We start from the raw sequence: 11941 nt of genomic DNA, 5'->3' as shown, positions 1-11941 counted from the left end.
GGCTTACACCTCGGCGCGCTCGTTGGGCACGGGCACTTGATCCAAGATGTCTGCCAAGATTTGCTCTACGCCAGCATCGCCCATCCAGTCGACGTTCAACTGCAGGCGGTGGCCTATGACTGGCACAAACGCGCGTTTGACGTCATCGGGAATGATAAAACCACGTTGGTCTATGTAGGCAAGCGCTTGCGCGTATTGCGTCAATGCGACAATGGCGCGCGGACTAGCGCCGAGTGTGATTTGGTCATGTGACCTCGTCGTCCGTGCCAAATTCACGATATAGCGTAGCATGTCGTCGCTCACATAGATGTTTTTCACTTCTGCCTGGGCCGCACGGACACTGTCTTCGGTGAGCATACTGGTCAAGGTCACCGCTTGTCCGAAGACGACGCTTTGCACCATCTCCATTTCCTCTTCTGCTGATATATAACCGAGGCGCAGTTGAACGAGGAAGCGGTCTAACTGTGCCTCCGGCAAAGGAAATACGCCCTGTGACTCGATTGGATTGGCGGTTGCGATGACAAAGAAAGGCGTTGGCAGGGCATAGGTCTCTCCATCTGCTGAAACTTGCTTTTCTGCCATTGCTTCGAGGAGCGCTGATTGGGTTCGCGGCGTCGCGCGGTTGATTTCATCCATTAACAAAACATTGGTGAATACCGGTCCGGGATGAAATACGAAACTGCTGTCTTGCGGGTGATAGACAGTGGCGCCGATCACGTCCGCGGGGAGTAGGTCAGGTGTCCCTTGTATCCGTTTAAATGTCAGGCCAAACACCTGTGCAAGACTGTTTGCCAAAGTGGTCTTCCCGGTGCCGGGCACATCTTCGAGGAGGACGTGACCGCCAGTGAGACAAGCTGCTGTGACAAGTGTGAGGGTCTCTTTGTGACCGACCATTTTGCGCGACAGTTCATCTATCAGTGCGGGCATTTGTGCTTGCAGTGCTGATATTGTGGTTTGACTCATGAAGGAACACCCTTTCCACAGCAACCTATATGTATCCATTGTAGCGCTTTTTTTACTGAATGCACCAGTTGAAATCCATGTCCTGTGCTCGAGGCAGCAATGTCGCGATGGAGACATGGCGATCACGCCCGTGGCAACACGGTTTCATATTTTTTACATTTTGCGCGAAGGTGTCGAATGTGGTATACATAGAGATTGGAATTGGGATTTGTTATCCCCCGACAAGGGCGTAGTGATACAGTTGTGCAATGGATATGGAAGATGGGAGCATGAGCCTCCTAGCTGTACTCTGCGCTCATAGATACGGAAGAGGGGTTTACAGATGGAGAACGAACACCCAGCAGATAACCAATCATTTTGGCAGCAGTTTTTCGGGCCGAATTTTGGGTACATTCTCGAACTGTATGAAGCATACAGGGAAGATCCAGAATCGGTCAGTGAGGAGACGCGTGTGCTCTTTACTGAGCATGGCGACCCGAATGCTGCCATTTCGCTGGGATTGGAGACAACATCATCAGGTGCAACAGGTCAAACGAACCTCTCCTCAATTGCACCACAACGCATCGCTCAAGCGATTGACTATGCACGCAATATCCGCATGTATGGCCATCTAGCGGCCACAACTGACCCCATTCATCCAGCACAGGCTGTCGCGCAATTGGAGGCTGCCACTTATCGCCTTCACGAAGCGGACTTGACGCGTATCCCTGCCACAGTGGTCTGGCCAGACGCGCCAGCCGATGTTCGCACAGCGAGTCAGGCGATTGACCGGCTAAAGGCCGCTTATACCGGCCGTCACGGGTACGAATTTAACCAAGTGGTCAATCCAGAAGAACGCGCGTGGCTTGAACAGAAAGTCGAGCGTGGTGAGATCTTCAAACCACTGTTTGTCGACGAACAGAAAAAACTGTTGCGCCAACTTGCGCAAGCAGAGCTGTTTGAGAAGTTTTTGCATCGGCAATACGTCGGTCAAAAGCGCTTTTCTGTCGAGGGGCTGGATGCCTTGGTTCCGATGGTGGACACACTCGCCTTCGAAGCGCTGGACGCGGGAACTGACAAGGTCATCATCGCCATGTCACACCGCGGTCGGTTGAACGTGCTCGCACACGTCCTCAAAAAGCCATATGAAAACATCTTCTCTGAGATTCACAGTGGTCATGACGAAGCTGGCGCAGACGAGATGGCTACTTTCCATCAAGGTTGGGCAGGCGATGTCAAATACCACATGGGTTGGCGTAGAGCTGTGCAGAAAGCGGATGGCAGTGCCGCGCAATTTATTCTGCCAAGCAACCCAAGCCACTTGGAAGTCGTGGACCCTGTCGCAGAGGGCATCGCGCGCGCTGCACAGGATGATCGGACACACAAAGGCGCACCGGTACATGATGTCCGTGCCGCATTGCCGATTGTCGTGCATGGTGATGCGGCCTTTGCTGGGGAAGGTGTCGTCGCCGAGACGTTCAACTTCTCACTGGTGGAAGGCTATCACACTGGCGGCACGGTACATATCATCGCGAACAACCACGTCGGCTTCACTGCGGATCCGGATCAGGGAAGGTCTACGCGGTATGCCAGTGATCCTGCGAAAGGGTATGAAGTCCCAGTCGTCCATGTTTCAGCCGATGATCCAGAAGCATGTCTGGCGGCAGTTCGGTTTGCGTTCTTGTATCGTGAGACGTTCCACAAGGATTTTCTGATTGACTTGATTGGCTATCGTCGTTGGGGACACAATGAGATGGATGATCCAATGAACACGCAACCGGTTTTGTATCGTGAAATCGGTCTGCACAAGACCGTCAAGACGTTGTATGGTCAAGCGCTCATGGATGCGGGCGTCGTCACAGCAGCGGAGATTGGTGAAATGGAAGCGGCCATTAACGACGAACTGAAGGCTGCTCAACAAAAATCGGCGGATATGCACCCACCTGCATTGGTCACTGATTTTTCGTACCCACAGGTGGAGGTTCCAGCAGTGTCTGCGGACGAATTGCGTGAAATCAATGCGGCGTTGCTGGTGACGCCAGCTGATTTTACAGTCTATCCGAAGCTGAAAAAAATATTGGATAGGCGGACAAATGCCATCGATGGTGGTGACATCGAATGGGCTCACGCAGAGGCGTTGGCGTTCGCGACCATCCTGCAGGAAGGCACGCCAATCCGCTTGACTGGACAAGACTCCGAACGAGGGACGTTCGGTCAACGGCACTTGGTCCTGCACGATGTGAACGATGGGCGCAAATATACGCCGCTGCAACATTTGCCCCAAGCAGAAGCGAGCTTTGAGGTACACAACAGCCCGCTGTCAGAAACGAGTCTCATCGGTTTTGAGTACGGGTACAACGTGGAAGCGAAAAATACATTGGTGTTGTGGGAAGCCCAATTTGGCGACTTTGTCAATGTGGCTCAACCAATGATCGATCAGTTTATCGCCGCAGGGTATGCGCGATGGGGAGAAGCTTCCGGTTTGGTCCTGCTCTTGCCGCACGGCTATGAGGGACAGGCTGCAGAGCACTCCAGCGGGCGTGTGGAACGGTTTTTGCAATTGGCGGCGAACAACAATTTCATGGTGGCCAATGTGACCACTTCGGCTCAATATTTCCATCTGCTTCGTCTGCAAGCTGCGCGTTTAGGCGACAATGCACGGCCGTTGATTTTGATGACGCCGAAGAGTTTGTTGCGCAGTCCGCATGCGTCGTCGAAGAGCGAAGATTTAGTAGCTGGCCAGTTTGAGCCGGTGTTGCACCAGGTTGCTGGCGCAAATCCGGATAAAGTCACGCGACTGGTTTTGTCGAGCGGGAAGGTCGGCGTCGATTTGACGACAGAGCTTGCGAACCGCGAGGGCAACTTTGATTGGCTGGCTGCGGCGCGCGTGGAACAGCTCTATCCGTTCCCGAGTGAGCGGGTGCAAGAGATTGTGGCGCAATATCAGAACTTAGAAGAAGTTGTCTGGCTGCAGGAAGAACCGCAAAACAGTGGTGGCTGGTGCTTTGTGGAACCGCGTTTGCGTTCCATCTTGCCCGAGAAGGTCAGCTTGCAATATATTGGTCGTTTTGCCTCAGCAAGTCCTGCCGAAGGGTCAGCAGATGTGCATAACGCTGAACAAGCACGCATTATTGATGGCGCATTAACGCAACATACGCTTTGAGCGAATGGGAGGAAACGGGAATGGCAGAGGTGAAAGTACCTGGACTCGGTGAGTCCATCGTCGAAGCAACCATTGGTGGCTGGCTGAAGAGTGAAGGCGACGCCGTCCAAGCTGGGGAAGCCATCGCCGAACTGGAAACCGACAAGGTCAACGTTGAAGTGATTGCGGATGAGGCTGGGATTTTGGCTTCCATTACAAAACAAGTAGGGGAGACGGTCGGCATCGGTGACACCATCGCGGTCATCCAGGCTGGCGGAGTTGCGCCAGCACCTGCTGCGTCTGCTCCAGCGCCACAGGCGAAGGAACCAGAGAAACCGGAAGCAGCGGCAAAGCCAGCTGCCAGCGCACCTCTTTCGCAAGTCGCGCCAGTGGCCAATGGGAATGTTCGCGCAACGCCTTCTGTGCGACGGGCGGCGCTTGGACAAGGTGTGGACATCAACCAAATTCAAAGCGGTCGTGTGGAGTTGGCGAATTTACAGACGCCGCCGCCAAGTGCGCAACCACAAGCTGCACCGCAACCAGCGTCTGCTGAACGGCAGGACGAGGAACGTGTTCGTATGTCACGGCGTCGGATCACGATTGCCAAGCGTTTGGTCGAAGCTCAACATACCGCTGCAATGTTGACGACATTTAACGAAGTGGACATGACGGCGGTCATGGACGTGCGCAAGCGTCGCAAAGAGGCGTTTAAAGAGAAGCACAACATCGGTTTAGGTTTTATGTCCTTCTTTACCAAAGCGGTTGTCGGGGCATTGAAGCAGTTCCCTCGCTTGAATGCGGAAATTCAAGGCGATGACATGCTGCTCAAGCGCCATTATGACATCGGCATTGCCGTTGCAACCGAAGGTGGACTGGTAGTACCAGTCGTGCGCAATGCGGATAGAATCGGTTTTGCCGATATCGAACGGGAAATCGCATCGCTTGCCAAGCGCGCGCGTGACAACAAATTGGGTGTCGAAGATCTGCAGGGTGGCACGTTTACCATCACGAATGGTGGGACGTTTGGTTCGCTCATGTCGACGCCTATCCTGAATGCGCCCCAAGTGGGTATCCTGGGCATGCACTCCATCCAGCAACGGCCAGTTGCTGTGAACGGACAGGTGGAAATTCGTCCGATGATGTACATCGCATTGTCATATGATCACCGCATTGTCGACGGTAGCGAAGCGGTTCGCTTCCTGGTTGCTGTGAAACAAATGATTGAGGATCCGGAATCATTATTGCTCGAAGGCTGATGGACAGACAACAGCACTTTTTCGATTTTCCAAGGTTCTCATGCAATTCTAATTGACAAGTTCCGCCTTATGCACCTGGCTGGTTGCGTGAGGCGGAACTTTTTGTGTTGGTGGTTTTCGTTTGCATCGGTAGGTGCAATTTGCCTACACTCGCGTACACTGGCAGTGGTCTTTGTATGCAGATGCCGAGCTGATTTGTTCGCAAAAAATGCTTGTGTGCAATGGAATCTTTGCGTAATCTGAAAAATATAAGCATTCTTGACAGGAGGATTTTGCTACATGAGGACGATACCACTGTGGGCGCACCGTGGGTATTCCGGTCGCTATCCGGAAAACACGATGGCAGCGTTTATCGCCGGTGTGGAAGCTGGGGCGAGCGGGATCGAATGCGATTTGCGCGAGACATCAGACGGACATCTTGTCATCTTGCACGATGCGACTGTGGACCGTACGACGGATGGTGTGGGCGCAATCGAGGACATGACACTGGACGAAGCGCGGCGTTTGGATGCGGGGATCGGCTTTCATCCCGCTTTTACCGGCGCATGCATTCCCACGTTAGAGGAATTTCTCGCATATATGTCATATGTTGCGTCGCCTTGTCTGATCAATCTGGAATGGAAACTGCCCGCTCCCCGGCCTGCCGTCGTGCAGAACGCATTTCAGCGGATTGAGGCATATGGCTTGGCGAGTTTCATCCTACACTCTTCGTTTCATGTCGAGAGTTTACGGCGTGTCAAACAAGCAAATCCGCACGCGCGCACCGCTTTGTTGGTGGACGAAGTCGACGCGGGCACGATTGATCAGACGGTTGCTTTAGGTGCAGAGGCGATTCATCCGAACTATCATCAAGTGACGCCCAATTTTGTCCGCAGGGCCCACCAGCAGGGATTGCGGGTGAACCCGTTCACGGTCAACGATGCCAGGGGGTTTGCTTGGATGTACGAGTGCAATGTCGACGCAGTCATTACAAACTGGCCGGCGGCACAGTGGTGGAAACAGATTGAGTCCGCTTCTGATCCAACCATTTAGCGGCCACTGTCGCAAAGAGGACCAGAACCAGCGAGACTGGGATGAGCCAGAAGGCGGTTTGAATTGAGCAACGCGTTGCCAGGATGCCAATCAACCAACTCATGGCCATGCTGCCAACACCTGCGCTGGTGAACAAGACACCAAGCACACGGCCAGTCTCCTGTGCAAACGCTTGACTGGCAATATGCACGATCATCGGAAAGGTGACGGCGAAGCCAAAGCCGGAGATGATGAACAAAACAGGCATTGACGGTGAGATCAGCGCAATGCTGAACAACACGAGTGAAAACACAGAGCTGAAAACAATGCTGCCGTATGGACCCAGATGATGTACCCACACGGGTCCGCTCAAGCGGCCAATGGTGAATACGAGATAGAACCCTGTGAGGAACCATGAACTCTGGTTGACACTCTGGCCTTGGGCGTGGACCAAATAGGTCGGCAACCAGGCAGCGGTGCCTGTTTCGGCGACCACATACAGGGTGATGGCGATGAGCAGCGTGTACAAGAGCGGCGATGTAAACAAGCGCGTCTGGGCTGCATGTTGTTCAGGCTGCCGCATTGGTTCAGGCGCTTTGGGAAAACGAAATCGGGCAATGGCCAGCGCGGCGAGCAGTGTGAGGAGTCCGATGCCGTAAAACGGCGTGCCCCAGGAACCGGATGCGGTGGCCAACCAGATGACGACAATAGGAACGACCGTGGCCCCGACGCCATAACAACCGTGCAGCAAATTAAAGCCTGTGGATTCGGCGCGAGATGAAGTCGAAACTGCGGGAATGACCGCATTGATGCCAATTTCCAGCCACCCCATCATCCAGCCCAAAACAAAAAAGCCCAGCCAAAGCAGCAAATAGATATGCCAGATGGGTAGGACGGCGAGAATTGCGCCCAAGCCGATGCTGCCGCAGAGGATGATTCGTTTTAAGCCAACGTGGTGAAGCGCGAATCCACCTGGGAGACTGCCGAGCAAATAGCCAATCGAATTGGCTGCAAACAAAGCGCCCAACTGTGTGTACGTGATGTGTGTCTGTGCTTGTAGAAGTGGGCCAGTGGCACTCCGTGTCGCGTCGATGGCTCCATAGATGACCATGGTCCACAGCGCGAAGAAGAACGCCATGCGGAACTGTTTCAATTGCCTCATCCATTCATAAAAAAGTCCAGGCTTGATCATAACACCTGGACGTGATCGACGACAATCGCTCATTTATCGAATGGATCTCTATACACTTTTCAATCAGTGGAGGAATGGTCATCAAACGAGATCAATAATTGTCGGTGTGGTGAATTTCGCGCCGTGCAACGCCAGATTCATACGCCGCTTTGCTGACTGCATCTGCCACTTTTTCGACGACTGACTGATTGAAAACGGAGGGAATGATGTAATCCTCCGTCAATTCTTCATCTTTGATGGAGGAAGCAATGGCATGGGCTGCTGCCAGTTTCATTTCCTCATTGATGGTGGATGCGCGCGCATTCAGCGCCCCTTTAAAAATGCCCGGGAAACAGAGGACATTGTTGATTTGATTCGGATAATCCGAGCGCCCGGTCGCCATGACGCGAACGTAGGGTGCCGCTTCTTCTGGCGTGATTTCAGGTGTGGGATTGGCCATGGCAAATACAATCGGATCTCGCGCCATCTTCTGAATGTGCTCGGGCTTGAGCACGCCAGGGCCGGATACACCGATGAACACGTCAGCGTCGACGATGGCGTCGGCCAATGTGCCCTGAACATTGGCTGGATTGGTATGTTCCTTGTACCAGTTCCATGCCGGAATGTCATAGTCTTTTCCGCGGTGCAAAATGCCTTCCAGCGTCACGCCGATGATATTGGTCACCCCTGCGGCCAACATCATTTTTGTGCAGGCCACGCCAGCGGCGCCGATGCCGACGATGACGACTTTCAAGTCAGACAGGTCTTTCTTGACCAGCTTGGTGGCATTGATGAGACCTGCCAAAAGGACGACGGCGGTTCCGTGTTGATCATCATGGAATACGGGGATATCCAGTTCCTTGCGCAACTGTTCCTCAATTGCAAAACAGCGCGGCGAACCGATGTCTTCGAGATTGATGCCGCCGAACGCCGGGGCGATGCTCTTGACGATGCGGACAATCTCATCGGGGTCTTTCGTATCTAAACAGATGGGAAAGGCGTCGATTCCCGCAAACTGTTTGAATAGCATTGCCTTCCCTTCCATGACTGGCATTGCTGCATAGGGGCCAATGTCGCCCAGACCCAAAACGGCTGTGCCATCGGACACGACAGCGACTGTGTTTCGTTTGATGGTCAATTGATAGGCTTTGGATACATCATCGCGAATGGCTTCGCAAATGCGCGCGACATGTGGGGTGTAGACGCGTGATAAATCGTCACGGTTCTTGATTTGGATTTTTGGCGACACTTCGAGTTTGCCGCCCAAATGGACGAGAAATGTGCGATCCGACACAGCGACAACGCGGATGCCTGGTTCGGAGTTTAACATGTCCGAGATGCGTTTGCCGTGATCTCGATTGGACACATTGATGGTCACATCGCGAACAACGATGTCCTGACTGACGCGGATGACGTCCACGGCGATGATATCGCCGCCGGTGACACCGACGAGGCTGGCGACTTTCGCAAAAGTCGTGACGGAGTTGGCGAGCTCGAGACGATAAATCAGGCTGATGCCTGGATTGTTGACGTTCATACAACAAGGCCTCCCAACATGTGCCACGTAGTATTAAGGATATGACAATTTGATATTACCAGAGTTCAGCTCTGCGGGACAACGTATGGCCAGGGAATTGTGTGACGATGTGCACTTTCTATCTGCATCACGCATGGCGGTCTTTCATGTACAATGGAGTGAGTTGATTTGGACGAGGTGAGCAGGGTGTCTTGGTGGACAGAACCGTTGACGAGATGGGCAGCGGCTTTGAATATGCCGTTTGTAACCGAACAAGGGGAAGTTGCATCGCGTTTGTCGACTGGGGCATGGTGGCAACAGGAGGATACGTGGTGTATGCAACTGGATGCTTTTACATATGCTCGCTTTCCAAATTGGAGCGGGACGGATGAACTGCGCGACGCGCTTGCGTGGACCATTCGCCAGGCGCGTCCTGTGGGTAAGGGCACGCAAGACATGCTTTCGCTCAAATACGAAGAGTTGTGCCAATTGGACATGGCGAATTTGGCGATCCGCATTCAAGCGGGGGAAGTGATCTCGGGGCTGGCGGCAGACAGGTGGATATATCCGGGGCATTTATTCATCATCCAACAACAGCATCCACCGCGCGTTGGTGAGGGCAATTCGTATTGGCAGCAGGAACTCCCTGACGTGCTGAGCGCGACCATTGGGGCGGTGTGGTTTTCCCGGTTGGGTGAAACCGAGGATGTGCTGGTGTACGCTTCACGCAGCCAACTGGAGGAAGTGTCGTTGGAGCTCTCTGACGACGCATCTGAATACGGCTTGCTGAGTTTGTTGGAGGTCGGCCAGTTGTTGACATCCGCACTTGCCGAAGAGGCGCTGACCAATGTTCGCATCGCGGTTTCCAAGCAAATTACTGCGGCTAAAGAGATATATGCAGGGATGGCATCGGCCATTCTGGCCTTCCATTTGCCTTCGTCGCACAACAGAGATACAAATGTGCACGTTTTCGGCCAAGCGCCACTGCAACTGTTGGCGCAATTGGCCACTGTGGAAGCGCGAACCGCTTTCTTTCAAATGTTGATGGAGCGTGCCACAGCGCCGATGGACGCGTGGCCTGAGGATTGGATGGAGACAGTTCAGGCGGTCTTGGCGGCCAACCTCAATATCAGTGAGGCGGCGCGACACCTATATGTTCACCGCAACACTTTATTGCACAAGGTGGAGCGCTTGCGCCAATTGACTGGCCACGACGTCCGATTGAGTGGGGATGCGGTCATTTTGTATCTGGCGTCACTCATCATGCGACAACCTGCACTCAATTCGAAAAGTTGATTGTGCAACCTGTACATAGGATAGAGACGAATACACCTGTACACTGAATGTAGTTGATTGATTGCGTTTTCAAATTTAAAGGAGGGTGTATTTCGTGGCACAAGTACAACTCAATCATATTTACAAGACATATAGTGGTGCAACTGAACCAGTTGTAAAAGATTTTAACCTCGACGTAAAAGACAAGGAGTTTGTCGTTTTTGTCGGTCCGTCTGGTTGTGGTAAAACCACGACCCTGCGTATGATTGCCGGTCTGGAAGACATCACGGATGGGGATTTGCTGATTGGGGATCGCCGCGTGAACGATGTGGCGCCGAAAGACAGGGACATCGCGATGGTTTTCCAAAACTACGCGCTGTATCCGCATATGAGTGTTTATCAAAACATGGCTTTCGGCTTGAAACTTCGCAAGTTTTCCAAGGCTGACATCGACAAGCGCGTTCAAGAAGCAGCTAAAATTTTGGATATCCAACATCTGTTGGATCGGAAACCAAAAGCGCTGTCAGGTGGTCAACGCCAACGTGTCGCTTTGGGACGCGCGATTGTCCGCGAACCACAAGTGTTCCTGATGGACGAACCGCTCTCCAACTTGGACGCAAAATTGCGCGTGCAGATGCGTGCGGAAATCCGCAAATTGCATCAACGCCTGCAAACAACCATGATTTACGTCACGCACGACCAAACAGAGGCCATGACGATGGGTGATCGCATTGTTGTCATGAAAGACGGCATTGTGCAACAGTCGGATACGCCGCAAGTGGTGTATTCGCAGCCCAAGAACATTTTTGTCGCAGGTTTCATTGGTTCACCGGCGATGAATTTCATCCGCGGTGAAGTGGTCGCTGAAGGCAGTAAGTACTACTTCCGTGCACCTTCTGTCTCCATCTTGTTGCCGGAAGGTCGTTATGGTTTGCTCAAGAGCTCCGGTATCATTGGCAAGGAAGTTGTATTGGGTGTTCGTCCTGAAGATCTTCATAACGAAGAGGTCTTTATGTCGACCTACCCAGATGCAGTCGTGGATGCGCGCGTAGAGGTTGTTGAACACATGGGTTCGGAAGTTTACCTGCACGTGCAAGCTGGCAATCAATCTATGATTGCTCGTGTCAACTCGAGATTCCATTTCCACCCGGGCAGTGAAGTGAAACTGGCGCTGGATATGAACAAAATTCATCTTTTTGATGGCGAGACGGAACAATCCATCGGTTTTGCCGATGCAGCCCAACAAAAACCAGTTACGGTTTGATGGGAGTGAAGCGGAATGATTGAACGCAAAGTGAAAATTGAACTGGCGCAAGGCCTTGCAGCTCGCCCTGCTGCTGAGTTCGTCAAGCGGTCATCTGTGTATACCTGTTCAGTGCAAATTGGGAAGAATGGGCAATTTATTGATGCCAAAAGCATTCTTGGTGTCATGTCTATGGCTTTTTCGCACGGCGAAGAAATTGTTGTCCGAGTAGATGGCAAGGATGAAGAAGCTGCTATTGAATCTTTGACAGAATTGCTGAGCAATCCCAATCTCTAATGGCTGAAGATGAGTGATCAGTGACTGCAAAATGGTTATTTTGAGTCAGCGTGGTTGGCGCAAGCCGACCGCGCTGACTTTTTCTGTG

The 11941-nt window shown here is 52.7% G+C and carries 9 protein-coding genes; 6 read left to right on the top strand and 3 right to left on the bottom strand.

Going from position 1 to position 11941, the window contains the following annotated elements; all coding sequences use genetic code 11:
* Positions 1 to 3: 3 nt before the first annotated feature.
* Positions 4 to 963 (bottom strand): AAA family ATPase, encoded by a 960-nt coding sequence (locus ACFSB2_RS20015; protein ID WP_377944874.1) that lies wholly within the window; start codon positions 961 to 963, stop codon positions 4 to 6.
* A 322-nt stretch (positions 964 to 1285) separates the two neighbouring features.
* Here ACFSB2_RS20015 and ACFSB2_RS20010 point away from each other — a divergent pair, with 322 nt between their 5' ends.
* The 3 genes from ACFSB2_RS20010 (at position 1286) to ACFSB2_RS20000 (ending at position 6372) form a co-directional block, all read left to right on the top strand.
* Positions 1286 to 4105 (top strand): 2-oxoglutarate dehydrogenase E1 component, encoded by a 2820-nt coding sequence (locus ACFSB2_RS20010; protein WP_377944873.1) that lies wholly within the window; start codon positions 1286 to 1288, stop codon positions 4103 to 4105.
* Between the two features lie 20 nt (positions 4106 to 4125).
* Positions 4126 to 5340 (top strand): 2-oxoglutarate dehydrogenase complex dihydrolipoyllysine-residue succinyltransferase, encoded by a 1215-nt coding sequence (gene odhB, locus ACFSB2_RS20005; RefSeq protein WP_377944872.1) that lies wholly within the window; start codon positions 4126 to 4128, stop codon positions 5338 to 5340.
* A gap of 279 nt (positions 5341 to 5619) precedes the next feature.
* Complete coding sequence (locus ACFSB2_RS20000; RefSeq protein ID WP_377944871.1) at positions 5620 to 6372, top strand: glycerophosphodiester phosphodiesterase; 753 nt, start codon at positions 5620 to 5622, stop codon at positions 6370 to 6372.
* Here ACFSB2_RS20000 and ACFSB2_RS19995 read toward each other — a convergent pair.
* Together ACFSB2_RS19995 and ACFSB2_RS19990 are read right to left on the bottom strand one after the other, a co-directional pair.
* Positions 6308 to 7504: an MFS transporter gene (locus ACFSB2_RS19995; protein ID WP_377944870.1), complete on the bottom strand. Its 1197-nt coding sequence runs from the start codon at positions 7502 to 7504 to the stop codon at positions 6308 to 6310. The genes ACFSB2_RS20000 and ACFSB2_RS19995 overlap by 65 nt on opposite strands.
* Before the next feature lie 130 nt (positions 7505 to 7634).
* Positions 7635 to 9059, bottom strand: coding sequence for an NAD-dependent malic enzyme (locus ACFSB2_RS19990; protein ID WP_377944869.1), 1425 nt, complete (start codon positions 9057 to 9059; stop codon positions 7635 to 7637).
* Between the two features lie 186 nt (positions 9060 to 9245).
* Here ACFSB2_RS19990 and ACFSB2_RS19985 point away from each other — a divergent pair, with 186 nt between their 5' ends.
* The 3 genes from ACFSB2_RS19985 to ACFSB2_RS19975 all read left to right on the top strand — a co-directional run bounded on the left by ACFSB2_RS19985 (position 9246) and on the right by ACFSB2_RS19975 (position 11853).
* Positions 9246 to 10334, top strand: coding sequence for a PucR family transcriptional regulator (locus ACFSB2_RS19985; protein ID WP_377944868.1), 1089 nt, complete (start codon positions 9246 to 9248; stop codon positions 10332 to 10334).
* 94 nt (positions 10335 to 10428) lie between these two features.
* Positions 10429 to 11577, top strand: a complete 1149-nt coding sequence (locus ACFSB2_RS19980; protein WP_377944867.1) for an ABC transporter ATP-binding protein — start codon at positions 10429 to 10431, stop codon at positions 11575 to 11577.
* 15 nt (positions 11578 to 11592) lie between these two features.
* Positions 11593 to 11853, top strand: coding sequence for an HPr family phosphocarrier protein (locus ACFSB2_RS19975; protein ID WP_377944866.1), 261 nt, complete (start codon positions 11593 to 11595; stop codon positions 11851 to 11853).
* Positions 11854 to 11941 lie beyond the last annotated feature (88 nt).

The sequence above is a fragment of the Alicyclobacillus fodiniaquatilis genome (genome assembly GCF_042678105.1).
Taxonomy (GTDB): Bacteria; Bacillota; Bacilli; order Alicyclobacillales; family Alicyclobacillaceae; genus Alicyclobacillus; species Alicyclobacillus fodiniaquatilis.
Note: the sequence above shows the minus strand (reverse complement) of the source record. Positions and strands in the feature narration are given on the sequence as shown.